Annotated in this window: 23 protein-coding genes, 11 tRNA genes and 1 rRNA gene; 32 read left to right on the plus strand and 3 right to left on the minus strand. The window is 41.0% G+C overall.

Going from position 1 to position 24,005, the window contains the following annotated elements:
- Positions 1-91: 91 nt before the first annotated feature.
- The 16 genes from rrf (at position 92) to pepF (ending at position 5,666) form a co-directional block, all read left to right on the plus strand.
- Positions 92-208, plus strand: a 5S ribosomal RNA gene (gene rrf, locus A3O17_RS04275).
- A gap of 11 nt (positions 209-219) precedes the next feature.
- Positions 220-292 (plus strand) — tRNA-Asn (locus A3O17_RS04280).
- A gap of 9 nt (positions 293-301) precedes the next feature.
- Positions 302-393, plus strand: a tRNA-Ser gene (locus A3O17_RS04285).
- A 22-nt stretch (positions 394-415) separates the two neighbouring features.
- Positions 416-487, plus strand: a tRNA-Glu gene (locus A3O17_RS04290).
- A gap of 6 nt (positions 488-493) precedes the next feature.
- Positions 494-566: transfer RNA gene (locus A3O17_RS04295), tRNA-Val, on the plus strand.
- A gap of 56 nt (positions 567-622) precedes the next feature.
- A tRNA-Phe gene (locus A3O17_RS04300) sits at positions 623-698 on the plus strand.
- Position 699: 1 nt separating this feature from the next.
- Positions 700-782: transfer RNA gene (locus tag A3O17_RS04305), tRNA-Tyr, on the plus strand.
- A gap of 10 nt (positions 783-792) precedes the next feature.
- Positions 793-863, plus strand: a tRNA-Trp gene (locus A3O17_RS04310).
- Between the two features lie 15 nt (positions 864-878).
- Positions 879-953 (plus strand) — tRNA-His (locus tag A3O17_RS04315).
- A gap of 9 nt (positions 954-962) precedes the next feature.
- Positions 963-1,034 (plus strand) — tRNA-Gln (locus tag A3O17_RS04320).
- A 28-nt stretch (positions 1,035-1,062) separates the two neighbouring features.
- Positions 1,063-1,133 (plus strand) — tRNA-Cys (locus A3O17_RS04325).
- A gap of 42 nt (positions 1,134-1,175) precedes the next feature.
- Positions 1,176-1,260: transfer RNA gene (locus A3O17_RS04330), tRNA-Leu, on the plus strand.
- A gap of 318 nt (positions 1,261-1,578) precedes the next feature.
- The gene (spxA, locus tag A3O17_RS04335) at positions 1,579-1,971 is read left to right on the plus strand and encodes a transcriptional regulator SpxA (RefSeq protein ID WP_064212696.1); all 393 of its coding nucleotides are present in this window, start codon (positions 1,579-1,581) and stop codon (positions 1,969-1,971) included.
- A 118-nt stretch (positions 1,972-2,089) separates the two neighbouring features.
- Positions 2,090-2,866, plus strand: coding sequence for an adaptor protein MecA (locus tag A3O17_RS04340; protein WP_064212695.1), 777 nt, complete (start codon positions 2,090-2,092; stop codon positions 2,864-2,866).
- Between the two features lie 45 nt (positions 2,867-2,911).
- Complete coding sequence (locus A3O17_RS04345) at positions 2,912-3,820, plus strand: competence protein CoiA (RefSeq protein WP_064212694.1); 909 nt, start codon at positions 2,912-2,914, stop codon at positions 3,818-3,820.
- Between the two features lie 37 nt (positions 3,821-3,857).
- Entirely contained in the window at positions 3,858-5,666 is a 1,809-nt protein-coding gene (gene pepF / locus A3O17_RS04350) for an oligoendopeptidase F (protein WP_064212693.1), read from the plus strand.
- Between the two features lie 32 nt (positions 5,667-5,698).
- Here the strand turns inward: pepF and A3O17_RS04355 are convergent, their stop codons facing one another.
- The gene (locus A3O17_RS04355) at positions 5,699-6,331 is read right to left on the minus strand and encodes a DsbA family protein (protein WP_064212692.1); all 633 of its coding nucleotides are present in this window, start codon (positions 6,329-6,331) and stop codon (positions 5,699-5,701) included.
- 135 nt (positions 6,332-6,466) lie between these two features.
- Between A3O17_RS04355 and A3O17_RS04360 the strand changes: the two genes are divergently transcribed.
- The 3 genes from A3O17_RS04360 to A3O17_RS04370 are packed head-to-tail and all read left to right on the plus strand — an operon-like array spanning position 6,467 to position 8,812.
- Positions 6,467-7,105, plus strand: a complete 639-nt coding sequence (locus A3O17_RS04360) for a GTP pyrophosphokinase (protein ID WP_057827608.1) — start codon at positions 6,467-6,469, stop codon at positions 7,103-7,105.
- Positions 7,102-7,908: an NAD kinase gene (locus A3O17_RS04365; RefSeq protein WP_064212691.1), complete on the plus strand. Its 807-nt coding sequence runs from the start codon at positions 7,102-7,104 to the stop codon at positions 7,906-7,908. Before A3O17_RS04360 ends, A3O17_RS04365 begins: the two co-directional genes overlap by 4 nt.
- Positions 7,898-8,812: an RluA family pseudouridine synthase gene (locus A3O17_RS04370; RefSeq protein ID WP_064212690.1), complete on the plus strand. Its 915-nt coding sequence runs from the start codon at positions 7,898-7,900 to the stop codon at positions 8,810-8,812. Before A3O17_RS04365 ends, A3O17_RS04370 begins: the two co-directional genes overlap by 11 nt.
- 12 nt (positions 8,813-8,824) lie before the next feature.
- On the opposite strand, the gene A3O17_RS04375 is transcribed toward A3O17_RS04370, so the two are convergent.
- Both A3O17_RS04375 and A3O17_RS04380 read right to left on the minus strand, forming a co-directional pair.
- On the minus strand, positions 8,825-9,421 hold the full coding sequence (locus tag A3O17_RS04375) for a copper homeostasis protein CutC (protein WP_064212689.1): 597 nt from the start codon (positions 9,419-9,421) through the stop codon (positions 8,825-8,827).
- A gap of 20 nt (positions 9,422-9,441) precedes the next feature.
- Complete coding sequence (locus A3O17_RS04380; RefSeq protein WP_064212688.1) at positions 9,442-10,464, minus strand: lactonase family protein; 1,023 nt, start codon at positions 10,462-10,464, stop codon at positions 9,442-9,444.
- Positions 10,465-10,564: 100 nt separating this feature from the next.
- Between A3O17_RS04380 and A3O17_RS04385 the strand changes: the two genes are divergently transcribed.
- From A3O17_RS04385 to rny, 13 genes are all read left to right on the plus strand, one after another.
- Positions 10,565-10,918 carry a PTS glucitol/sorbitol transporter subunit IIA gene (locus A3O17_RS04385; protein WP_064208280.1) on the plus strand — a complete coding sequence of 118 codons (354 nt, stop codon included), beginning with the start codon at positions 10,565-10,567 and terminating at the stop codon, positions 10,916-10,918.
- Between the two features lie 10 nt (positions 10,919-10,928).
- Positions 10,929-11,429: an aminoacyl-tRNA deacylase gene (locus tag A3O17_RS04390; protein ID WP_064212687.1), complete on the plus strand. Its 501-nt coding sequence runs from the start codon at positions 10,929-10,931 to the stop codon at positions 11,427-11,429.
- A gap of 91 nt (positions 11,430-11,520) precedes the next feature.
- A complete protein-coding gene (locus A3O17_RS04395) occupies positions 11,521-12,300 on the plus strand; it encodes a methyltransferase domain-containing protein (RefSeq protein ID WP_081255615.1) in 780 nt (259 codons plus the stop codon).
- A 176-nt stretch (positions 12,301-12,476) separates the two neighbouring features.
- Complete coding sequence (locus tag A3O17_RS04400; RefSeq protein ID WP_064212685.1) at positions 12,477-12,989, plus strand: tRNA (cytidine(34)-2'-O)-methyltransferase; 513 nt, start codon at positions 12,477-12,479, stop codon at positions 12,987-12,989.
- Between the two features lie 11 nt (positions 12,990-13,000).
- Positions 13,001-15,325, plus strand: coding sequence for an FtsK/SpoIIIE family DNA translocase (locus A3O17_RS04405; RefSeq protein ID WP_064212684.1), 2,325 nt, complete (start codon positions 13,001-13,003; stop codon positions 15,323-15,325).
- A gap of 2 nt (positions 15,326-15,327) precedes the next feature.
- Positions 15,328-16,620 carry an EF-P 5-aminopentanol modification-associated protein YfmF gene (gene yfmF / locus A3O17_RS04410; protein ID WP_064212683.1) on the plus strand — a complete coding sequence of 431 codons (1,293 nt, stop codon included), beginning with the start codon at positions 15,328-15,330 and terminating at the stop codon, positions 16,618-16,620.
- Positions 16,607-17,899, plus strand: coding sequence for an EF-P 5-aminopentanol modification-associated protein YfmH (gene yfmH / locus A3O17_RS04415; protein WP_064212682.1), 1,293 nt, complete (start codon positions 16,607-16,609; stop codon positions 17,897-17,899). The genes yfmF and yfmH overlap by 14 nt, the downstream gene beginning before the upstream one ends.
- Entirely contained in the window at positions 17,896-18,621 is a 726-nt protein-coding gene (gene ymfI / locus A3O17_RS04420) for an elongation factor P 5-aminopentanone reductase (RefSeq protein ID WP_064212681.1), read from the plus strand. Before yfmH ends, ymfI begins: the two co-directional genes overlap by 4 nt.
- Positions 18,622-18,718: 97 nt before the next feature.
- A complete protein-coding gene (locus A3O17_RS04425) occupies positions 18,719-19,735 on the plus strand; it encodes a helix-turn-helix domain-containing protein (RefSeq protein WP_064212680.1) in 1,017 nt (338 codons plus the stop codon).
- 20 nt (positions 19,736-19,755) lie between these two features.
- The gene (gene pgsA, locus A3O17_RS04430; RefSeq protein WP_064208288.1) at positions 19,756-20,352 is read left to right on the plus strand and encodes a CDP-diacylglycerol--glycerol-3-phosphate 3-phosphatidyltransferase; all 597 of its coding nucleotides are present in this window, start codon (positions 19,756-19,758) and stop codon (positions 20,350-20,352) included.
- Positions 20,353-20,448: 96 nt separating this feature from the next.
- Positions 20,449-20,910, plus strand: a complete 462-nt coding sequence (locus A3O17_RS04435; RefSeq protein WP_064208289.1) for a CinA family protein — start codon at positions 20,449-20,451, stop codon at positions 20,908-20,910.
- Between the two features lie 76 nt (positions 20,911-20,986).
- Positions 20,987-22,057 carry a recombinase RecA gene (recA, locus tag A3O17_RS04440; RefSeq protein ID WP_057827624.1) on the plus strand — a complete coding sequence of 357 codons (1,071 nt, stop codon included), beginning with the start codon at positions 20,987-20,989 and terminating at the stop codon, positions 22,055-22,057.
- A 339-nt stretch (positions 22,058-22,396) separates the two neighbouring features.
- Complete coding sequence (gene rny / locus A3O17_RS04445) at positions 22,397-23,962, plus strand: ribonuclease Y (protein ID WP_057827625.1); 1,566 nt, start codon at positions 22,397-22,399, stop codon at positions 23,960-23,962.
- The last annotated feature ends 43 nt before the right edge of the window (positions 23,963-24,005 follow it).

A 24,005-nucleotide genomic window follows, 5' to 3' on the forward strand; every position in this document is an offset into this window, starting at 1 on the left:
GACTTAACCAAAGGTTAAGGAACGTGATGTTCGAGGTAAGAAAATTATTATCTAGTTTTGAGGGAACAAGGTTCTCTTGAAGAAAAATAAGTGCGGTGATGATGGCTTGAAGGATACACCTGTTTCCATTCCGAACACAGAAGTTAAGCTTCAAAACGCCGATAGTAGTTGGAGGAACGCCTCCTGTGAGGGTAGGAAGTTGCCGTGCTTGTTGATTATTCCGGCATAGCTCAGTTGGTAGAGCATCTGACTGTTAATCAGGGTGTCGACGGTTCGAGTCCGCCTGCCGGAGTTTCACTATGGAGAGTTGTCCGAGTTGGCCGAAGGAGCATGATTGGAAATCATGTAAACGGGTAATAACCTGTTTCAAGGGTTCGAATCCCTTACTCTCCGTATGCGAAAGTTTTATAAATATGACCCGTTGGTCAAGTGGTTAAGACACCGCCCTTTCACGGCGGTAACATGGGTTCAAATCCCGTACGGGTCATTATATGGAGGATTAGCTCAGTTGGGAGAGCATCTGCCTTACAAGCAGGGGGTCACAGGTTCGAGCCCTGTATCCTCCATTTGTAACTGAGAGGTTGCATTTAAATTTAATATTTTGTATCATCAATTAAGTAGTGGCTCGGTAGCTCAGTCGGTAGAGCAAAGGATTGAAGCTCCTTGTGTCGGCAGTTCGATTCTGTCCCGCGCCACCACGGAGGGGTAGCGAAGTCTGGCTAAACGCGGCGGACTGTAAATCCGCTCCTTCGGGTTCGGTGGTTCGAATCCACTCCCCTCCATTTTTATGATAGGGATATAGTTTAAAGGTAGAACTACGGTCTCCAAAACCGTCGGTGTGGGTTCAATTCCTACTATCCCTGCTTCTTATTTTGATGGCGATAGTGGTGAAGGTTGGTTAACACACCGGTTTGTGGCACCGGCACGCGTGGGTTCGAATCCCACCTATCGCCCTTTTTTATTGGGCTATGGCCAAGCGGTAAGGCAAAGGACTTTGACTCCTTTATGCGCTGGTTCGAATCCAGCTAGCCCAATTTCTTAAGGATTTGAATCCTTTGAGATGGCGGTATAGCCAAGTGGTAAGGCAGAGGTCTGCAAAACCTTCATCACCGGTTCAAATCCGGTTACCGCCTTATTAATGCTAAACAAGGCGTTAACTTTTAAAATTTAATTATGCCGGTGTGGCGGAATTGGCAGACGCGCTGGACTCAAAATCCAGTGTCCGTTGAGGACGTATCGGTTCGACCCCGATCACCGGTATCATATATAAGGACTGTGATATGATCATGGTTCTTTTTTTGTATATATTAAATTGATATTAGGTAGACTTTATAGGATAATCAATAAATTTGATATTAAAATTATTATAATAAATTACGTATGGTTTGATTTGTGAATTTATTACGATTAAAACTTGAAATGATTAGGAGAATAAAACGCCCCTGATGAAACTTTAAATTACTTTAAAGGAACTCTAGTTTTTTTCTAAATTACCCAATCATCACTTAAAAATAAGTGTATAATGGAAATTGTAAGGTAGTTATTTGGATATGGACAAAAGCAAAGGAGCGGTTAGATATGGTTACTTTATATACATCACCAAGTTGTACTTCATGCAGAAAAGCTCGCGCCTGGTTAAAAGAACATGATATTCCTTTTACAGAAAGAAATATTTTCTCCAATCCACTTAGCATTGATGAAATTAAGCAAATTTTACAAATGACTGAGGATGGGACAGAAGAGATTATTTCCAAACGTTCAAAAGCTTATCAAGATTTGAATGTTGACATTAATGATATGCCACTTCAACAGTTATTTGAATTATTACAATCAAATCCTGGACTTTTACGGCGTCCAATTATCATGGATGATAAGCGTCTTCAAGTTGGATACAACGAAGACGAAATTCGGCGGTTCTTGCCACGGAAGGTTCGGGTTCTTGAACTTGAAAAAGCCCAAAAGATGGCCTGATTTTAATTAAAATTGGTTATTAAAATGGAATTTTAAAAGGTTGCCCATATAATATGGGTAGCCTTTTTTATTAAATATGTGCTATGATATTACGTGAATTTGAAGGGAGGTTCTCTTTATGGAAATGGAGAAAATCAACGAAAATACAATGCGTGTAACCCTTGGAAAAGAGGATCTTGCCGAGCGTGGAATCTCAATTTTGGATTTGATTGGGAACCAACACGACGTTGAAGATTTTTTCTATAGTATTTTGGATGAAGTTGATACTGACCATGAGTTTCGTGATAACGGGGCAGTGACATTTCAGTTAGTTCCAAGCGGCGATGGGGTTGAGTTATTTATTACCAAAGTTGATCCGGAAGCCGCAGAGAAGATGAATTTACCTAAAGATGCAGAATTTGATGAAAATAATAGCGTAATGCTTTCAAATTTAACTCCCGATGAATTGGACCAAATCGGATTAGATAAAGATGTAACGCGGATTTTAAAGGACCGAATGAAAGGTAACTTTAAAACTGATTCAAAAGATCAGCGAAAGACATCGATTCAACAGTCTGAAAAACCGACTGCTGATCAAGCATCATCACAGCGTGAACAACCTGAAAATTATGTCCGGGTTATTGAATTTGAAACGCTTCAAGACTTTATCGACCTGACACGCAATGTGATCTTTAAGGCTCCATTTGGATCAGATTTATTCCGGATGGATGATAAGTATTATTTGGTGGTTAAATTTTCTGATGAAGAGGTTACTAGCGGAACGGTTCAAGATGTATATTCAACCATGCTTGAATACGGAAAGGCACCGAAGTTACCGCCAATTTATCTCGAAGAACATGGCCAAGTTGTTAAAACCCGAAATGCATACGAATGGTTTTCGTATAATTTTAGTTAATAAAAAGACACCTTATTTGCGTAATTGTAAATGAGGTGTCTTTTTATGTTTTATGCGTTAAATTCTCAAAATAAATTGGTTCACGCTTCTGCAGCTAATTTACTGAAGAAATACTATTGTCCGGTATGTCATCAACCAGTCAAGCTGAGGACCGGCAAGTTGAATTCTGCCCATTTCGCGCATCAACATTCAACTTTTTCAAATCAGCATTATGATACAAACGTTCATCAGGCCGGAAAACGATTGTTAATGAAATGGGGGAATGAATTAGGATACGATGTACAGTCAGAAGTATTCTTTAAAGCAATTCAACGGCGAGCAGATGTAATTCTTAAACTTCCGAAGTCCCAAGTTATTGTCGAGTACCAATGCTCCCCGATTTCAGCAGCTGAACTGACGAAGCGGAGTCGTGCGTATGCTAAAGTTGGGCTTCGTTGCATTTGGATTGTTGGAAAACGTTATTGCCTTCATGGAAGAATTTCACAGCATAACGCCCAATTTTTCAGGTACCATCCGAATATCGGATTTTACTTTATTTATTTGAATGCTGAAATGCAACGGTTGGAACTTTACTATCAAATTCAGCAGGCAGCCTTTTTGCATCCCAAATATCGAATTAAGTTTTTAGCAAATCTAAAGGAATTGATTCAGTTTATTCACTGCGCAAAGGAAAATGATTTAAGTAGGATCTCAGTTAAAATGCGGATGCACCAAATTCGAAATTTCAATCGAGCAGAGGCGTACTCAACGGGGATGACTCGCATGTTGCAGGTCCAATGTTATTTGAACCATCTTAAGTTTCGTCAAGAAGTTTTACAAAATCTTTCGTCGTCCTTTGATTACCCAATTTATCGCTATTCAAAGGTATATTTTCAAATTGCGGTTCAATTGGGAATTAATTCTAAAAAATTGCTTTACCAAATGCCGTTTATTAATTATCATAATTTTATTTAAGAAAATTTACTGGTAAAATGATTTTGAGGTGAAGATGATGACAGAGATTAAAAAGGTTCCCGCACGTTCAGAAGTCCCTGAGAAATTAACGTGGGATTTGGACCGGGTTTACCAATCAATTGAGGACTGGAAAAAGGATCAACGGAAATTAGAAGACAAATTAGATGAATTCAAACATGCAAAAGACCAATTGGAAATGAACGCGGATAAATTTTTAGAGGTAATTGAACAGTACCTTGGAATTATGCGGATTTATGAAAAACTTGCGGTCTTTGCATCGATGAAAAATGATCAGGATACGACCAATTCGCAGTATCAAGAACTGCAAGGAATGGCAGATAATTTAGGAACGCGAGTCAGTGAAGCAGTTGCGTGGTTCCAACCAGCACTTGTTCATCTTGATGATCAAGTCGTTCAGGATTATTTTCACCAGAATTCAAAGCTTGAACCGTACCGGCACTTTATTACTGAATTGCGTTCACAGCGCGAGCATTTGTTAAGTGATGCGCAAGAAGAGTTATTGGCTGCAGCGGGGAATATTTTTGGAGCTCCTGAAAAGACATTTGAAATGTTAAGTGATGCGGATTTAAAGTTTCCGGTTGTTGAAGGGGAAAATGGACAAAAAGTTGAGCTTTCAGAAGGAACATACAGTAAATTACTTGAATCGGCTGATCAAAAGGTTCGCCAAGGGGCATTTAAGGCGTTATATCAAACGTATGGGGCATTTAAAAATACATTTGCAACAACATTAACTTCACAAATTCAAGTGCAAAATTATCAAGCAAAGGTTCGCCACTATGCTTCTGCCAAGGATGCAGCGTTAAGTGAAAACCACATTCCGGATAAAGTATACGATGTTTTAATTGACGAAGTTCACCGTAATTTACCATTGTTACACCGTTATGTTAAATTACGCGGTGAAGTTTTAAATTTGGATAAGGTTCATATGTACGACCTGTACACGCCAATTGTGAAGGAAAGCAATTTATCGTTTACATATCCTGAAGCTCAAGCCAAGGCACTTGAGGCCCTTCAAGTCTATGGTGACGATTATCTTCAGCATGTCCAAGAGGCCTTTGATAATCGTTGGATCGATGTTGTTGAAAATAAAGGCAAACGAACCGGGGCATATTCTTCGGGCGGATATGATACTGATCCATATATCCTGTTAAATTGGCAAGATGGATTGGAAGATCTGTATACGCTGGTTCATGAAATGGGACACAGTATGCACAGCTATTACACGACGCATACCCAACCATATGTATACGGCGATTATCCAATCTTTGTTGCGGAAATTGCATCAACTACGAATGAAAACTTACTTACGGATTATTTATTAAAGACGGAAAAGGATCCCCAAGTTCAGGCATTTGTTTTAAACCATTATTTAGATGGCTTTAAAGGAACAATTTTCAGACAAACTCAATTTGCAGAGTTTGAACAGTGGATTCATGAACAGGATGCCAGCGGGAAGTCATTGACGGCGGATTCAATTTCAAAATTTTATGGTGACTTGAATAAGCAATATTATGGCCCGGCAATTTATAATGATGATGAAATTGCGATGGAATGGATGCGGATCCCGCATTTTTACTACGACTTTTATGTATATCAATATGCAACCGGCTTTGCAGCCGCAACAACGTTATCGCAACGGATTGAAGATGATGATCCGGCGCATACCGAAGCATATTTGAACTTCTTAAAGTCTGGGAGTTCAGCATATCCAATTGAAACGATGCAGGAAGCGGGCGTTGATATGACGCAGCGCGCATATTTAGAAAAGGCATTTAAGGTTTTTGAAGAACGGTTAAATGAACTTGAAAAATTGATTGTGAAGTAACGTAAAAACGGAGACGTTAAAGCGCCTCCGTTTTATTTAACTGGTTTTTGTGGTTTGCTTAATTTTGCAGAATGTAAATACTGAGTATGGTTATTTGGACACAAGACCGAATCTTGCGGATGCAAAATAAACTTTTGTAAAATATCAAATGACTCTTGCGGGTTCAGTGAAAATGCATAATCAGGGAAATCGGTATTGGTCACAACAACTTCCGGATAAGTCGTGATTTGCATTTCAGCTGCAATCCGCTGATCTTTTTTAAAGGTTTTGACTGCCAAATCAGATTGCCGGTCTTCTTTAAAGAGTTCCCAATCAAGGTGACTCTTAAAAGCAACTTTTTCGACCATTTCGTCAGTGTATTTAAAATTGTTTCTTAATGTACATTCTTGAACGTTAAGTAAGAAATTCCGTCCTCGTTTCTGGCCTTGAAAAAGAGCGGCTTCATAATCAAGCGATGCCTTATAAAGGGTATCAACAACTTGATGTTCAATTGAACTTGAAACGCCCACGTGCTGCATCGCAAATGAAACGGTACTCAACGTTAAAAGGGGGAGAACCCGAAATCGAATTTTATTTTGAGCTTGCGCAAGCAATTTAATAATTTTCTTTTCAGTCTGATAGCAAGTTTCACTAATCGGATTAATAAATAGATATACCTCTAACATATTTATTTTTCCTCCCTGCTCGATTTATCCATTCCTTACTTTAAATAAAACAAAGCCGTTTTGCAATTAATATGTTTTCACCAACCAATGGTAACGTATGGTAGAATAACAACAGATAAAGTTTCGGGGAGCGAAATGATGGATCGTTGGGATGATTTTTTAGCACCATATGCTCAAGCAGTTGATGAGCTTAAGCTTAAATTGAATAGTTTAAAAAAACAAATGAGCTATAACAACCATGGCCCGATTGAATTTGTAACGGGCCGGGTAAAAACGAAGGAAAGCATTCTTGAGAAGATGCAGCGGCGGCACATCACCGCTGAAAACCTTGCAGTTGATATGGAAGACATTGCAGCTGTTCGAATTATGTGCGAGTTTGTCGACGACATCTATGCCATTGTAGGGATTCTTCGCAAACGCCATGATATGGATATCATTGAAGAACGGGACTATATTGCCCATAAGAAACCAAGCGGCTACCGTTCATACCATATTATTATCCGTTACCCGGTCGAACTCGTTACGGGAACAAAGTACATTAAAGCTGAAATTCAAATTCGAACGTTGGCAATGAATTTTTGGGCGACAATTGAGCATTCGTTAAATTATAAGTATCAGGGAGAATTTCCACCTGAAATTGCTGAACGGTTACGGAAGACAGCGGAGGCAGCCTTTTTGCTTGATACGGAAATGTCAAATATCCATGATGATATTAAAGAGGCTGAACGACTATTTGCACAGCGAAAACGGAATGACGAAGAGGATAAAAAATGAAGATTGGAATTTTTGCAAATGACACTCCGCAAACGGAGCAGATCAAAAATCAGCTTGAACAAAAATTAAGTGATCGTCATATTACGATCGATAACGCCGATCCTGATATTGTGATCACGATTGGCGGCGATGGAACGTTGCTTTCAGCATTTCATCATTATCAGGAACAGCTTGAAACGATTCGCTTTTTAGGGGTGCATACTGGTCATTTAGGATTTTATACTGACTGGCGGGCGGATGAGCTTGACGACCTTGTAATCAGTCTTCAATCAGACAATGGTCAGGCGGTCAGTTATCCGCTCCTTGATATTTCGGTTACCTATCATGATGAAAATCAAGCGCGGCATTACTTAGCCTTAAATGAGGCAACCCTCAAGCGGATTGGAATGACAATGGGAGCTGATGTTTACATTGGCGGTGAATTGTTTGAACGTTTTCGGGGTGATGGCCTATGTGTGTCAACCCCGACCGGTTCGACGGCTTATAATAAATCGCTTGGTGGAGCGGTGATCCATCCGAGTTTAAACGTGATTCAATTAACAGAAATCGGATCGCTAAATAATTTAGTATATCGGACGATCAGTTCGCCAATGATCGTTCCGGCAAATGACTGGATCACGATCGTCCCTAATCAAGCGAGTGACTTTTTTATGACGGTTGACCAGGAAAATATTTATGGAAAACAAATTGAACAGATCATGTTTAAGGTCTCGAAACGTAAAATCCGGTTTGCTAAGTACCGGCACACTGAATTTTGGCGACGGGTCCAAGCAGCATTTATTGGTGATTTAAATGAGAATTAGTTGGCAGTATACGGGGAATGAACCAATTAAACTGAAGACGTTTATTCGGAATCAGGGAATTTCCCGGCACTTAATGGCAAAAGTTCGGGGCGATGGCGGTAAAGTGCTGATCAATGGCGTTGAAAATCGGCGCATCGATAAAATTGATCCGCAAACGGTATTAACGATTGAATTTCCGCCTGAAGAGAACCGTAAAAATGATTTAATTCCATCGTACGTTCCGTTAAAGATTTTGTATGAGGATCGCGACTTTTTAATTATTGATAAGCCGGATCATGTTAATTCGATTCCGTCTGTTCCCCAACGCAAGGATTCGTTGGTGAACCGGGTCGATGGCTATTATCATCTTCGCGGATATGATGATTTGATTCCCCATATTGTGACCCGTCTTGATCGCGATACCTCAGGCGTCGCATTGTTTGCCAAACACCGGTATGCGCATGCATTGCTTTCACAGCAAATGGAACAGCATGCAATCAAAAAGACTTATTTAGCGCTTTTGAGCGGTAATTTAAAGGAAAATCATCTGGTGATTGATCGCCAGATTGGGCGTGTTCCGGGAAGTCTGATTGAACGGCAAGTGGTTTCAAGCGGCGGGCAAGAAGCACAGACTGAATTATGGGTCAAAAAACGGTTGCCGGATTGTACGGTCTGTGATGTGCGGCTGCATACGGGGCGGACTCATCAAATTCGGGTCCACTGTAAATCGATCGGCTATCCGTTAGTCGCAGATACGTTATATGGCGGACAAATTCAGTTGCCACTGCAGCGCCAAGGATTGCATTGTCGTAAAATTGAATTTTATCACCCGTTTAAAAAGCAAATGATGACGTTTGAAAGTCCGCTTCCGCAGGATATGAAATGCTATTTAGAACTTGAAGAGCATAAAAAAACTGGACGTTAAGTCCAGCTTTTTTTATTCAACTAAGAGTAAGTGAAGGTCAAACTGTTCACAAAGCTCAGTTAACTGCTTCTCATCTTTTCCGGTCAGAACAAATTGGACGGCCCCTTGATTATAGTTGATCAACGTTTGAAGATTTTCTTTAAATGCTGATGAGTCCGGCTGAGCAGCAATCATGATCCGATCAATTCCATGCTCGTTTGCAAAATCAATGGTCTTCTTTTGACCAGCTAAGGTTAATTCATCAAAAGCGTGGTTTAAGGTAATTTGCATTCCGCCAGCTGCGCCGATCAATTGCTCCATTGCATCTTCATCGAGTTGATTTTCTTCAGTGATTGCGCCAATCGCAACGCTGTCAACGCCTAATGCTTGGGCTTCAAAAACATCGGCTTCCATTACTTTGATTTCAATATCGCTGTATGAATATTTGCCTGTGCGGGGGCGAATCAACGTTTCAATTGAAATTTTTTGATTGTCATGCAAATAACGAACCGTTTCGGCAATCATGCCTTTACTGGCAGTTGTTTGTTGGTTTTGAAGTTCAATTTTTTGAAAATCAGTAAGGGTTGAAAGTTCATGAATTGTTTGAACTGCCTTTTGTTTAATAATCATTTAAGATCCCTTTCTTTATCTTATTTTTTAAAGCAAACGCAGACCCCTTCAGGAAGAGGAATATTTTGCTGGATGCAGTCTAGTTTACCATTTTTTGGATCCCGTTTAAATAAGGTTGCGTTGTTGGTATTTTGGTTAGCCACAACGAGAAACCGATTTGTTTTGTCTAACGCAAAATCGCGCGGGAAACTGCCTTCGGTTGAAACCCAATCAATCAACGCTAACGTATGGTCGGAGTTGGCTTGATAAATTGCAAGCGAGTCATGTCCCCGGTTTGAAACGTAAACAAACCGATGATCGTCTGTGATGCGGATCGCAGCGGCCCCGTTGTGAGCAGTAAAGTCATCGGGAATCGTTGATAAAATTTGTTGAATCTCAAAATGACCATCATCCGAATCATATTGAAGGACGGCAATTTGACTGCTGAGTTCAGCGGCTAAATAAGCAGTATTTTGATCAGCAAAAACAAGGTGTCGCGGACCGAACCCAGCTTCAAAATTCAAGCAGGCATCTTCAGTCGCTTTTCCGGTTGAACTAATGGTATAAGTCGTTAACGTATCATTTCCAAGGTCAACCACGGCCAACCGTCCATCTGGCGTAAGATCGGCAAAGTGGACGTGCGCGTCATCCTGTTCAGGCCGTGGGCCGTTTCCATGATGAATGATCTGATCGGTAAGCGTTAAGGTTAGATCATCGTTCAAATGATAAATTTCAACGGTTCCCCGGTGGTAGTATGCTGCAAAAACGAGCTGCCGGGATCGATCATAGCCGATGTAACATGGACTGGAGCCGGTTGTGAGTTGATCATCAAGTAAATCAAATGATTGGTCAGTCAAGTTATAGTTGGCGATTCCGCCAAGGGGACCTTCAACCGCAACGGCAAGTAACGAGTTACGGTCAGTTAATCTTAAGTAGGTGGGATTGCCCACCGTAATGATTGGTTGCGGCTGACTTAAACGTCCGGCATCGCAATCAAGTTGAGCCTGATAAATTCCCCGACTGGTTTGTTTAGTATATGTTCCGAAATAAATTTGTTGTTTCATGTAACTCACTTCCCATTTAAGTTAATTTAATTATAGCATTTCCGAATTTCTTTAATAATTCAAAAATTGCTATGTTAAAATAACCTTGAGGTGAAGCGTGATGATTAAAATGAAAGTTGTTTCAGTCGGAGAAGGCGCATTGAATGCGGAAGATGGATTGGTGATTTTATTTGGCAAAGAGGTTTCAGAACGGCTAAAGGAAGTCTCAGTTATTCAAGAATTTGAACAAATCGATCAGTATGATGTGAAAAAAGGAATGCAACTGACGATCGATGACCAACAATATCAAGTGGCATACGTTGGAAACTTAGTTGCAAGTAACCTTGAAACGGTTCACCATACCGTTTTAGATTTTAATGCTGTTCCGGATGAACCGCGCAGCAATGCGATTTACTTGGAACCACAAAAATTTCCGGTAATTCATGCTGGATCACAGATTACGATTAAAGAATAGAGGAATTATCGTGGCAAAGAAGAAAAAAATCAAGAAAACAAATGAAGAACGGATTCTTGATGAAAACGGAATTGAATATGAAGAAAAGAATTTTAACTGGGTTGGACGCGGAATGGATGCATTGAAGGATGCTGAAAGCCAGGGAATCGACCCGGACAGCTTGTTGAAGACGATTGTTTTACAAGCGAATAACGATGATAAAGATTATCTGGTTGTTTGCTTACCCGTTCAAGCTGAAATCAACTTAAAATTAGTGGCGCACGAACTTGGGAAAAAGCAGGTTCACCTAGCTGATAATAAAAAGTTGGTGAAAATCACCGGTTACGTTCACGGCGCCAATACACCAATTGGAATCAGCGCATACAAAGGCTTTCCGATCTATTTTGATGAACAGATTCAAAAGTTTGATGAAATTTCGGTTTCTGCAGGAAAATTAGGACGTTCAGTGCGCTTAAGACGGGAAGATTTAGTAAAACTGGTGAAGGGATCATACATTAAAGTTGAACGCTAATCAAACAAAGTTATTAAAGAAAATTGATCAGGCAAAAGTTTTTTTGACACACAATCGTAACTTGTTTAAGTGTCCGTATTGCGGGACGAGAATGGCCGCAATTGAAGATTACAGTTTGATTTGTACTCAAGGCCACCGGTTTGACTTATCAAAGAAGGGGACGCTTTTCTTAATTAAGCATGGAGTTAAAAGCGACTATGATCAAAAAGAATTATGGCAGGCTCGGCGCCATGTCCTTCAACACGGATTATTTGATGGGGTCCTTGAACAGATTATCCACCGGATGCCTCAACGAAATTTAACTTATATTGATGTTGGATGCGGTGAAGGCACGCCGCTTGCCCGAATCCGGGAACAACGGCGTCAATTCAATGATCAAGCAATTGGGTTTGATATTTCAAAGGATGCGATCAACCTGGCAACGCAGCAAACGGCGAATAGTTTCTTTTGCATTGCGGATCTGGCAGCCCTTCCGTTTGCCGATCGTCAAATCGATGTCATTATTGATATTTTATCGCCGTCGTCATACCACGAATTTGACCGGGTTCTTGCCCAGAATGGAATTTTATTTAAGGTTATTCCGAATGCTGAGTACTTGATCGAACTTCGGCATCGCCTCTATCGGCCTGAAGATCCGAAGTATTCGTATCACAACGATGACGTGTTAAACCGGGTGCTGGAACAGTATCCGCAAACCGAGGTCGTTCCGGTTAAATATCAATTTGATTTAACGCCAGCGCTTGCGACGGACTTGTTAAAGATGACTCCATTGCAGTGGGGAACGCAGGCGAATCCGGCGAATGTTTTTAAAACGCCGTTAGAGCATGTTACGGTTGATATGTCACTGTTAATTGTTCGGAAAAATTTGTAAAATTGCTTGTCAAACAATATTTAAGGTGTTAACCTTATTAGTAAGAAAACGGTTATTAGTAATTAACCAAGTTGTTAGTTATTAATTAATTGGACTTCATTAACGTAGCTGTTCGCCGTGCCCACACCGAACGGTTACGCTTTTTTATTGCTTGAAATTAAGAAAGGAAGATATTGATGACGAATCACATTGCGCTCTTTGAACCATTAATGCCGGCAAACACAGGCAATATTGCACGGACCTGTGCAGGAACAAATACGGAATTGCATTTAATCGAACCACTAGGATTTTCAACCGATGATAAGTATTTAAAGCGGGCCGGTTTGGATTACTGGGACAAAGTTAAAATTACATACCATAAGAATCTTCCAGCATTTTTAGAAACGATTCCTGATATGAGTAAGCTTTATTTGGTTTCAAAGTTTGCGGAAAAAACATATACTGATCCGGATTATTCAAACGTCGATGAAGATCACTATTTCCTTTTTGGAAAAGAGACAACGGGATTACCGGAAAATTTCATGCGGCAAAATGCGGAAAAATGTATCCGGATTCCGCAAAATGATGATCATATCCGGGCATTGAACTTGTCGAATACGGCATCAATTGTAATTTATGAAGCATTGCGGCAACAAGGATTCCCGCAATTAGACCGGACGCACCTTTACGAAAATGACAAATTAAAATAGAAGAGGGAAAAATGGCAGCAAAGAAAAGCGGTAAACGAACATCGAAACGGAAAAAAACGGCCGCAGTCCAAAAACAAATTTTTTCTGAACGGGTCGTTGGCCTGATCTTAGGTGTTGTAAGTTTATTTGGAATTTTTCATTTAGGTTACTTAGGAGTTTTGATTGCAAATGCATTCCGGTTGCTGATCGGTGATGCATATTTAATCGGAATTGGGCTTTTATTATTATTTAGTATTTATTTGTTGATTTATGGTAAAGAACCCCAAATCAAACCACGATATTGGGGTGGAATATTACTGATCATTTTGGGAATTAGCCTTGGATTGGAGGCAATTTTCTTTAACAAACTGGATTTGCATAACGATTTTATTGGCGTTACATGGCAGTATTTGGCCAATGATATTGTCGGCGCAAGTCTTGGGACCGCGGTTGGCGGCGGAATGATCGGGGCATTGCTGTATACCGGAACGAATTTTCTGCTTGCTCAACTGGGGTCATATTTGATCAGTCTTTTACTGATTGGTGCCGGTTTGTGCATGTTATTTGGAATTTCACTGCAACAGGTAGCTCAATTTTTCGGAAAAATTGGACTCGTTTGTTGGAATGGAATTAAATTGATCGCTGGGAAATTAAAGAACGCTGCAGGAACAGCGAAGGACTCACTTCAAGATGCAGCGGAAAAACGGAAAGCAGCGGCTATTGAAAAAACAGCCGATCGACCGGAAGAAAAGGAAGAACCCGCCGAACCGGAAGATTTGAAAGAAGAAGTTGAACCGCTTGTTGCCCCGGAAGATAAGGAATTGCCAAAACCAATCAGTGAACGGGATGCAACGGATGTTTGGAATCGTGAATCAGAGAAGCAGGAAGAGCCTGAAGTGGCAAAACCCGTTTTGCACCAGTCATCTTCAATTGAAAATTATCAATTGCCACCCGTCAGTTTGCTTCAGGATGTTGCGCCAACGGACCAAAGTCAGGAACGAAAAGAAATCAAGCATAATCAAGAGGTCCTTCGGCAAACGTTGAAGAGCTTTGGCGTTGATGCAGAACTGAAAAATACAATTTTGGGGCCGTCAGTGACGAAATATGAACTTCACCCGGCAATTGGGGTCAAAGTTTCAAAAATCGTAAACCTGACAGATGACTTGGCATTGGCATTGGCAGCCAAGGATATCCGGATCGAAGCTCCAATTCCCGGAAAATCATTGATTGGGATCGAAGTTCCGAATAAAAAGGTGGCCACAATTTCATTTAAAGATGTGATTTCAGCGGAACACAAGCGCCCGCATCAGTTACTTGAGGTCCCCTTAGGACGGGATGTTTCAGGAAAATTAATTACCCTGGATATTACGAAGACGCCGCACCTTTTGATTGCCGGAGCAACCGGGAGCGGAAAGTCAGTGGCAATCAATGGAATCATTACGAGCTTATTGATGAATTGTACGCCAGATGAAGTTAAATTAATGTTGGTTGATCCGAAAAAGGTTGAATTGGGAGTTTACAATGGAATTCCGCATTTAATTTCGCCAGTTGTCACGGAATCCAAAAAGGCAGCCATTTCGCTGAATAAACTCGTAGCCGAAATGGAACGACGGTATGAAACGTTTGCGAATGTCGGCGTGCGGAACATTGACGGTTATAACCGGTTGATCAAGAACCAGCAAGCCTCAATGGATACGGGCGAAAAACCAATGCCGTACATTGTTGGCATCGTTGATGAATTAGCCGACTTAATGATGGTTTCATCAAATGAAGTTGAAGGTGCAATCATTCGAATCGCTCAAATGGGACGGGCCGCTGGAATTCATATGATTATTGCAACTCAACGGCCGTCAGTTGACGTAATTACTGGATTGATCAAGGCGAATGTGCCATCACGGATGGCATTTGCGGTCTCAAGCGGAACGGATTCGCGAACGATTCTTGACCAAAACGGGGCCGAAAAATTACTTGGCCGGGGCGATATGCTCTTTAAGCTGGTTGGAAAGAAGCCGATTCGGGTTCAAGGAGCATTTATTTCGGATGAAGACGTTGAAAAGGTCGTTTCCTTTGTCAAAGAACAGGGAACAGCCGATTATGATGATAATCTTGCAGTTTCGGATGAAGAAGTCCAGGCAACGCAGGATGGAAATGATTCGGATAGCGATCCGCTTTTTGAACAGGTGATCGACTTTATTCAACGGGAACAAAAGGTAAGCATTTCCCTCCTTCAACGGCGGTTTAAAATTGGATACAACCGGGCTGCCCGCATCGTTGATGATTTAACGGAAAAAGGGATGGTCGGACCGCAAGAAGGAAGCAAGCCGCGGAAAGTTTACTTACCGAAGAAGGAAGAATAAGGATGAAGAGTGAATTTAATTATGAACTTAAACCGGGGGTCAAGGTTCGGTTTATTCAGAATAAACAATTTAAATCCGTTCAGATGATGGTTTCGTTTATTCACGAATTGAAAAATGAACGGGAACTCGCAAGCCGGACACTTTTAGCTGGAATCTTGGAAAGTTCAAGTGCAGCATACCCGAATCAGCATGCAATCACGCTTAAACTTGCTGAATTATATGGGGCAACGTTTGGTGCGAATACGGAAGTTGAGGGGAATTTAAGTCTCCTCAATTTTGTTTATAGTTTTGTTGCGCCGGAATACTTGAAAGCCGGGCAGTCTCTGCTTGACGAATCGGTTGATTTTTTGAATCAAATTATTTTTCACCCGCGAATGGAAAACGGAATGTTCAAGCCGGAAGTCTTTGAACGTCAGCGAACGAATTTAAAAACATATATTCAGGGAATTGTTGATAATAAACAGTCTGAAGCCTTGATCAATGTTCAACGGTCATATTTTGATGATCCGATTCAGCAGAATACGCCGTATGGAACGGAAAATGATTATCAAGAATTAACGAATCAAGATATTGTTGCGGCCTATGATCAAATGCTTCGCCGTGATCAAGTTCAAATCACGGTAATGGGAGATTTAGTCCTTGATTCTTTGAAGCGTTCCCTTTCAAAATTTGAATTCCGAGAATCAGTCCGGGAAACATTTCATGAAATTTGTTATTCTCAGGCGGCGAAAAATCAAGTCAAGGTGCAAACGAAGGCGGAACCGGTTCAGCAAAGTAAACTGGATTTGATTTATCATTTACCGATCGATGCGCATCAGAACAGAATGTTTTATGCGGCAGTCGTAATGAACGCCTTACTGGGTGGTTCGCCGCAGTCGCTTCTTTTTCAAAACGTTCGCGAAAAGGCAAGTATGGCGTATTATGCTGAAAGCAGCTATTCAGCATTACGGTCGATGGTGCTGATTCAAACGGGAATTCAAGCAACGAATCATGATTCGGTTTTAGCGTTGATCAAGGAGCAGATTGCGGCTTTGCAGCAAGGCGATTTTTCCGCTGAGCAGTTAGCTAAAATTAAAATCGAGCTGATCAATGAACGGCAACGGATGCAAGATAGTCCGGCAAGCAGTCTTGAACAAGCTGTTTTAAGTGAATTGCTGGCCCGACCGTTGGATTCTGAAACCCAACAAAATGGAATTCAAGCAGTGACAAAGCAGGACGTCGTTGCGGCTGCTAGTCAACTTAAGCTTCAAACTGAGTTTTTCTTGAAAGGAGAGATGGCCAATGGCAACCATTAATTACAGCCGTTTTGGCGAAAAGATGGAAAGTTTTGTTTTACCGAATGGCTTGCATGTTAATTTGGTTGCCCGCCCATCCTTTCATCAAACGGACGGCATTTTGACGATCCGGTTTGGATCAGTTAATACGACGTTCACGGTTGATAATCAGCTGAAAACTTATCCAAGCGGAATTGCTCATTTTTTGGAACATAAGTTGTTTGAAAAGGAAGAGTACGACGCATTTGATAAATTTGCAATTTACGGTGCAGATTCAAATGCATTTACCAGTTTTACCCGGACAAGTTACCTTTTTTCAACGGCTGAAAACGTTGGCGAATGTGTTTCAACGTTGCTGGATTTTGTTTTTAGTCCGTATTTTAGTGACCAAACCGTTAATAAGGAAAAAGGAATTATTGGGCAAGAAATTCAGATGTACGAAGACGATGCAAACTGGCAGTTGCTGTTTGGAATTATCAGCAATTTGTACCCGAAAACGCCGCTGACAGCTGATATTGCTGGAAGCGTTCAGTCGATTCAAGCAATTACGCCTGCAATGCTTTATGAATGCGATCAGTATTTTTACCAGCCGTCGAATATGAGTTTAATGATCGTTGGTAATTTTGATGAAACTCAAATTAAAGAAATTATTAAAAATGTGGCTGCAGGAAGTTTAGCTTCAAATGATAAGTTAAACTTACAACGAGTCAACCCTGGTCATCCGGCAATTATTCCGTTTGCTGAACGGCAAATGGATGTTCAACGGCCGAAACTTGCGTTGGGGATTCGGGATGAAAAAGATTTCCTTCCGGCAGAACGGTTTAAGGCCAAAATTATGCTGCAGATCATTTTAGAAATGCTTGTTGGCGAATCATCTGCTGATTATCAGCGCTTGTTTGACCAAGGATTGATCGACAACAGTTTCGGTTATGAAATTCAGCTTGAAGATGGATTCCAGTTTGTTGATTTTTATTTAGATACAAATTTAGAACAAATCGATCAAGCAGCTGCCGAATTAAAGGCGATCATTGTCAATGCAGCGGCAAAACTTACGGAACAAAAGCCGATTTTTGAATCGATGAAGCGTGAATTTATTGGAAGAGCAATTAAAGGAATGAATTCCAACGAAAACATTGCCAACCAGTTTGATTTGTGGCTTTATGGTGAACGGACGGTGTTTGATGTTCCGGCAACGATCGAACAGTTGACATTCGATGAAGTGGTTGATTTTGCGGATCAGTTCTTTGATCCGGCGGAATTAACTCGTTGTCAAATATTACCAAGGGGAGATCAAAAATGAAGTGGGCGTTGATTTTAGGAAGTTCGGGCGATATTGGTAGTCAGATTGCCCGTGACCTGGCACAGCAAGGATGGTCGCTTTATCTGCACTATGCCCATCAGCAAGAACGAATTGAAGAGTTGATTGGTGAATTTCAATCAAAGTTTCCGCGGCAGGATTTCATTCCCATTCAGAGTGATTTCATGGCGGCCGATTGTGTCGACCAAATTGCAAATTCAATTTTTGGCGTCGATGCGGTTATTTTTGCTCAAGGAACAACGCATTTTAAGTTTTTGCATGACTTTACTGAGAATGAACTGGATGAAATTTTGCGAATGCAGCTTAAAGTGCCGATGATGATTCTTCAACGTTTAGAAGATAAGCTTGCCCGTGCTAAAGCCGGGAGAGTTGTCTTTATCAGTTCGGTATACGGGAAAAACGGCAGTGCAATGGAAACCCCGTACAGCGCAGTAAAGGGGGCAATCAATACATTTGTTAAAGCATACAGCAAGGAAGTCGCTTCGATGGGAATCACGGTCAACGCGGTTGCGCCCGGAGCGGTCAATACGCAGATGAATCAAATGTTTAATGCGGAAACTTTGGCGACTGTCCGTGACGAAATTCCAGTGGGCCATTTGGCTGATCCAGCCGAAATCAGTTATTGGGTGCGCGTTTTATTAGCACCCGAAGCAGGCTATATGACCGGTCAAACCCTTTATGTTACGGGCGGCTGGCTGGAATAGTCGTTTTTGGCAGATAAAGACGCTTATGATATACTTAACTGTATGTAAGACGAAATATTAAAAGTTTGAGATTAAATAAGAAAGATGTGGATTTTTAATGGCTAGTGTTGGTCAAAAATTAAAAGACGCAAGAATTGCCAAGGGATTGACCCTTGATGATTTGCAACAAACAACTAAAATTCAAAAGCGTTATTTAATTGCGATTGAAGAAGGCAATTATGATGCTCTTCCGGGAAAGTTTTATGTGAAGGCATTTGCCCGGCAATATGCAGAAACGGTTGGTTTAAATCCCAACGAAATCATTCAAGAATTAGACCAAGAACTTGGAATGCCGGCTTCGCCTGAAGAACAAGCAGAAACAACTTCGCGGGTTCAAAAGCGGGAAGAATTGACCCGGCCGCAAGACAACAGTTTAAGCGCAAAAATTTCTAAATACCTTCCGATGATCATTATCGTCGTGGTAGTGGTTGCAATTTTAGGGACAATTTATGCCGTTGCGTGGGGAAACCATGAAAAGGCTAAAAATCAACAAATTGAACAAACCAATACCAAGGTTGCAGTTTCAACTGATGTAAAGAAGCCAGCCAAGAAGAAGAGCGAATCTTCATCAACATCGAAGAAGGAACAAAAGATCGTCAATGTCGCTTCGGCAGGCTCAACGTTTACGTATAACGTTGAAAACGCACCGAGTCAAAGCACAATTGAACTTGGGGCTTCTGGCGGTTCATCATGGGATGCAGTTTATGTTGGCGGTGCTCAAAGCTGGCAAGGAACCCTTCAATCAGGAACAACGAAGGAAATTCAAGTTCCAGCTGGAACAAGCCGCGTTGTTTTGAGCATTGGAAATTCAAATGCTTCAACGGTTAAAATTAACGGTCATAAGTTGAACTTCCTTGCCCAAAATTCATCATTAACTGTGCGGAAGTTAGTCTTGAACTTTACAAATGGTTCAAGTTCAACGAATGCCGAAACGCAATCCCAAACGCAAACGGCTGCTCAAACTCAAGGACAAGGGCAAACGGTTAATAATCAAAATGGTTACCAAACAAACCAGCAACAACGTTATCAACAAAATAACGGCCGGACAAATAATTATCAAACCGTTACCCGGTAATTTTAATTGAGGTGAGAGAGTTGAATTTACCTAATAAATTAACAGTTATTCGAATTTTATTGATTCCATTATTTATGCTTGTTTTACTGTTACCGTTACATTGGGGAAACATCGTTCTTGCGGGAACGGCGATTCCCAAAACAAGCTTAATTGGCGCAATTATTTTTGCGGGGGCATCGATCACGGATTTTGTTGATGGTCAGATTGCGCGCCGGAAGCACTTAGTAACAAACTTTGGCAAGTTTGCCGACCCGTTGGCAGATAAGATGCTGGTAATGACCGCGTTTATTATCCTAGTTCAAATGGGAAAAGTTCCGGCATGGGTTGCCGCAATTATTGTCTGCCGTGAGTTAGCGGTTACCGGATTACGATTGATCGTTGTTGAAAACAATGGTGAAGTAATGGCTGCAAAGATGCCAGGAAAAATTAAGACAGCATCGCAGATGTTTTCAATTATTTTTCTCTTTTTAAACGACGTTTTCTTTGCAAATATTCACTTCCCAATCGGACAAGTTCTCTTATACATCTGCTTGTTCTTTACGATCTATTCGGGAATCGAATATTTCTACAATGCCCGGCACGTATTTGCTGACTCATTCGGAAAAGATAAAGAATAATTTGAAAAATAAAGGTGGAGAGGCTAGGGATTTTCTAGCCTCTGTTTTGTCTAAAAATAACTTTAATTTCGTATCTATTAAGTGAGGAGGATTTATATGGGGTCAGATGTGCATCAAACGGATCAATCAAAATTGATTCAAACCGTAATGGAAAAGCTAACTGCTCAAAATCAGACGATTGCATTTGCAACTGATTTTTTAACAAATTTTGCGACGGATTTAATCGATCGGGAAGCAAGTTTTGCAGGATTATTTGTTGCGCCCACCGATGACGCGAAGAATGCGATGTTTGATATCCCATATCAAATTTTAAATGCGAATGGATCGCAAAGCGAAGAGACAACGATTTGGATGGCCCGGCAAGCCAAAGCGGTTCTGCGCACGAACTACGCGATTGCAATTACCCGGAATTCAGGGCAACATACTATTTGGATCGCAATCGTTGACCAAACGGGGCATGAACGGTCATGTTCGATTCCGTTTTATCGAACCCAAAATGTTGAAGATAAGGTGTTTAACAAGGCGTTTGAACTTGTTCAGCAAAGTTTTGAAAAATAAATCAAACATTTGTTCGCATCTTTGAATAATCTTTGGTATAATAAATTCGACGAGAAATGATACAGGAGGAAAAGGCGTGGCTAATAACGATAGACAAGCAGCATTAGATAATGCATTAAAGAAAATTGAGAAAAACTTTGGTAAGGGCTCCATTATGCGGATGGGCGAAAAGGCCGATACTCAAATTTCAACGGTTCCAACGGGTTCGCTTGCCCTTGATGAAGCGCTTGGAGTTGGAGGATATCCGCGAGGCCGGATCGTTGAAATTTACGGGCCTGAAAGTTCAGGGAAAACAACGGTTGCGTTGCATGCCGTTGCTGAAGTTCAAAAAAACGGGGGAACAGCAGCATACATTGATGCTGAAAATGCCCTTGATCCAGCATATGCTTCTGCATTAGGCGTTAATATTGATGATTTATTGCTTTCACAACCAGATACTGGGGAAGAAGGCTTGGAAATTGCCGATGCTTTGGTTTCATCTGGGGCAATCGATATCGTTGTTGTCGACTCCGTTGCCGCCTTGGTTCCGCGGGCTGAAATTGAAGGTGAAATGGGCGATGCCCACGTCGGCTTGCAAGCCCGGTTAATGTCACAAGCATTACGGAAACTTTCAGGAACGATCAATAAGACCAAAACAATTGCGTTATTTATCAACCAGATCCGTGAAAAGGTCGGTGTAATGTTTGGTAACCCCGAAACAACTCCTGGTGGCCGGGCATTGAAATTCTATTCAACGATTCGGTTAGATGTTCGGCGGGCCGAACAAATCAAAGACGGTTCCGATGTAATTGGTAACCGGGTTCGAATTAAAGTTGTGAAGAATAAGGTTGCTCCGCCATTTAAACAAGCCGAAGTTGATATTATGTATGGCGAAGGAATCTCGAAGACCGGTGAATTGCTTGATATGGCGGTTGAAAAGGACATTATCAAGAAGAGCGGCTCATGGTTCTCATATGGTGAAGACCGGATTGGCCAGGGACGTGAAAACGTTAAACGGTATTTGAAGGAACATCCTGAAATGATGAAGGAAGTTACCTTAAAAGTCCGGAAGGCATATGGAATTGCAACTGAAGAAGAACAAAAACAACTTGATTTAAAACTTGATGATCAAGCAAAAGAACCTGAAAAGGATTCAAAGAAGAAATAAGATTGTTGAAAGAGGTTGTGACATAAGTCGCAACCTTTTTGCTATATCCGCATAATCGGGTTCCAAAACAAACGAGCTATGTGGAAGTTCGAAAATCTCCGAATCTTTGCTGCGCGATTCGTTCGTTTTTCTGCTTCCACCACGCTCGTTTTTAACGTTTTGTCACACCTCCCTTATTATATATTTTTTATTATTTCTAAAAATGCCGACTATTTATGTTGACATTTTTCGGGCGCAACAACTAAAATAAATACGTATGTGTAATAAATATATTTAATTTAAAAAATTAAAAATGCGGTTTAAAAGCCGCATTTTTGAGACGATGCGGAGGTATTAACTATGATGGAGATCATTGTAATCCTCGCCGTCGCTGTTTTGACTTTGATTATTGGTTTTATCTTGGGAGATAAACGTCGAATCAAGCTTTATGAAACCAGTTTGAACGAGGCTAGTCGAACAGCTGAAGGAATTGTAAAGCATGCCCGCAAAGAAGCGGCTGCAAAGAAAAAGGAAGCAATTCTGGAAGCAAAAGAAGAAAGCCATCGTTACCGTTCTGAAGTTGAAAAGGAACTTCGTGAACGGCGTAATGAAGTTCAAAAGCAAGAGAATCGAATGATTCAACGTGAAGAAAATCTTGACCGGAAGGATTCTTTACTTGAAAAACGCGAACAATCTCTTGATAAGAAAGAGGATCAGTTAAATGCTGATCAACAAAAAATTGATCATCAACGTCAAAAAGTAACAGAACTTGTTCAACAACAACACGATAAGTTAGAAGAAGTTGCTTCATTAACGACCGAACAAGCAAAAGACCAAATCATGAAGGAAACCAAGGCAAGCCTGACTTATGAACTTGGTCAAATGATTAAGGAAAGTGAAGATGAAGCAAAAGCTCGCGCTGAACAAACAGCTAAAGATTTAATCGCTCAGGCAATCGAGCGCAGTGCGGCTGATACGGTTTCTGAATCAACGGTATCAGTTGTAACATTACCTAATAATGACATGAAAGGGCGGATCATCGGTAAGGAAGGCCGGAATGTCCGGACGTTTGAAACGTTGACCGGAATTGACCTGATTATTGATGATACTCCAGATACAGTTTTATTGAGCGGATTTGACCCTGTTCGAAGAGAAATCGCTAAAATCGCGCTTGAAAAATTGATTCAGGATGGACGAATTCACCCCGCACGGATCGAAGAAATGGTTGATAAGGCCACCCGTGAGATGGATACTAAAATTCGTGAGATTGGGGAAGAAACGATCTTTGATTTGGGCTTGAATTCAATGCATCCTGATTTGATCAAGACGGTTGGTCGGTTGAATTACCGGACAAGTTACGGGCAGAATGTATTGACCCACTCAATTGAAGTTGCCAAAATAGCTGGAGTTTTAGCTGCTGAATTAGGAGAAGATGTTACATTAGCGAAACGCGCAGGATTATTACACGATATTGGGAAAGCTGTTGATCATGAGATTGACGGTTCACACGTTGAAATTGGGGTTGAATTGGCGAAGAAATATCACGAAAATGATGTGGTTGTAAATACGATCGCATCGCATCACGGTGATGTTGAACCGAAGTCAGTAATTGCAGTTTTAGTTGCTGCTGCAGACTCGATTTCAGCTGCTCGCCCAGGAGCACGGAGCGAATCATTAGAAAATTACCTTCACCGGTTAGAGAAACTTGAAAGTATCTCAAATGAATTTGACGGTGTAAGTAAGAGTTATGCAATTCAAGCAGGACGTGAAGTTCGCGTAATTGTTAAACCGGAAAAGATCAATGATTTGCAAGCAACAGTATTGGCACGTGACATTAAAGATAAAATCGAAAATGAACTTGAATATCCGGGACACATCAAAGTTACGGTTATCCGGGAAACGCGTGCGACAGAATATGCAAGATAAAAAGAGGTTGGATTTTTTCCGACCTTTTTTTCTACCAAGAGTC

The organism is Ligilactobacillus aviarius (assembly GCF_001654615.1).
Lineage (GTDB): Bacteria > Bacillota > Bacilli > Lactobacillales > Lactobacillaceae > Ligilactobacillus > Ligilactobacillus aviarius_B.

Excerpts from the sequence above, each read along its gene's own strand:
- A3O17_RS04425 (WP_064212680.1), top strand. The coding sequence starts at position 18,719 with ATGGCTAGTGTTGGTCAAAAATTAAAAGACGCAAGAATTGCCAAGGGA.
- A3O17_RS04365 (WP_064212691.1), top strand. The coding sequence starts at position 7,102 with ATGAAGATTGGAATTTTTGCAAATGACACTCCGCAAACGGAGCAGATC.
- yfmH (WP_064212682.1), top strand. The coding sequence starts at position 16,607 with ATGGCAACCATTAATTACAGCCGTTTTGGCGAAAAGATGGAAAGTTTT.
- A3O17_RS04435 (WP_064208289.1), top strand. The coding sequence starts at position 20,449 with ATGGGGTCAGATGTGCATCAAACGGATCAATCAAAATTGATTCAAACC.
- A3O17_RS04375 (WP_064212689.1), bottom strand. The coding sequence starts at position 9,421 with ATGATTATTAAACAAAAGGCAGTTCAAACAATTCATGAACTTTCAACC.
- A3O17_RS04400 (WP_064212685.1), top strand. The coding sequence starts at position 12,477 with ATGACGAATCACATTGCGCTCTTTGAACCATTAATGCCGGCAAACACA.
- spxA (WP_064212696.1), top strand. The coding sequence starts at position 1,579 with ATGGTTACTTTATATACATCACCAAGTTGTACTTCATGCAGAAAAGCT.
- pepF (WP_064212693.1), top strand. The coding sequence starts at position 3,858 with ATGACAGAGATTAAAAAGGTTCCCGCACGTTCAGAAGTCCCTGAGAAA.
- A3O17_RS04370 (WP_064212690.1), top strand. The coding sequence starts at position 7,898 with ATGAGAATTAGTTGGCAGTATACGGGGAATGAACCAATTAAACTGAAG.
- A3O17_RS04385 (WP_064208280.1), top strand. The coding sequence starts at position 10,565 with ATGATTAAAATGAAAGTTGTTTCAGTCGGAGAAGGCGCATTGAATGCG.
- A3O17_RS04395 (WP_081255615.1), top strand. The coding sequence starts at position 11,521 with ATGGCCGCAATTGAAGATTACAGTTTGATTTGTACTCAAGGCCACCGG.
- A3O17_RS04405 (WP_064212684.1), top strand. The coding sequence starts at position 13,001 with ATGGCAGCAAAGAAAAGCGGTAAACGAACATCGAAACGGAAAAAAACG.
- A3O17_RS04360 (WP_057827608.1), top strand. The coding sequence starts at position 6,467 with ATGATGGATCGTTGGGATGATTTTTTAGCACCATATGCTCAAGCAGTT.
- rny (WP_057827625.1), top strand. The coding sequence starts at position 22,397 with ATGATGGAGATCATTGTAATCCTCGCCGTCGCTGTTTTGACTTTGATT.
- A3O17_RS04380 (WP_064212688.1), bottom strand. The coding sequence starts at position 10,464 with ATGAAACAACAAATTTATTTCGGAACATATACTAAACAAACCAGTCGG.
- yfmF (WP_064212683.1), top strand. The coding sequence starts at position 15,328 with ATGAAGAGTGAATTTAATTATGAACTTAAACCGGGGGTCAAGGTTCGG.
- ymfI (WP_064212681.1), top strand. The coding sequence starts at position 17,896 with ATGAAGTGGGCGTTGATTTTAGGAAGTTCGGGCGATATTGGTAGTCAG.
- A3O17_RS04355 (WP_064212692.1), bottom strand. The coding sequence starts at position 6,331 with ATGTTAGAGGTATATCTATTTATTAATCCGATTAGTGAAACTTGCTAT.
- A3O17_RS04340 (WP_064212695.1), top strand. The coding sequence starts at position 2,090 with ATGGAAATGGAGAAAATCAACGAAAATACAATGCGTGTAACCCTTGGA.
- A3O17_RS04345 (WP_064212694.1), top strand. The coding sequence starts at position 2,912 with ATGTTTTATGCGTTAAATTCTCAAAATAAATTGGTTCACGCTTCTGCA.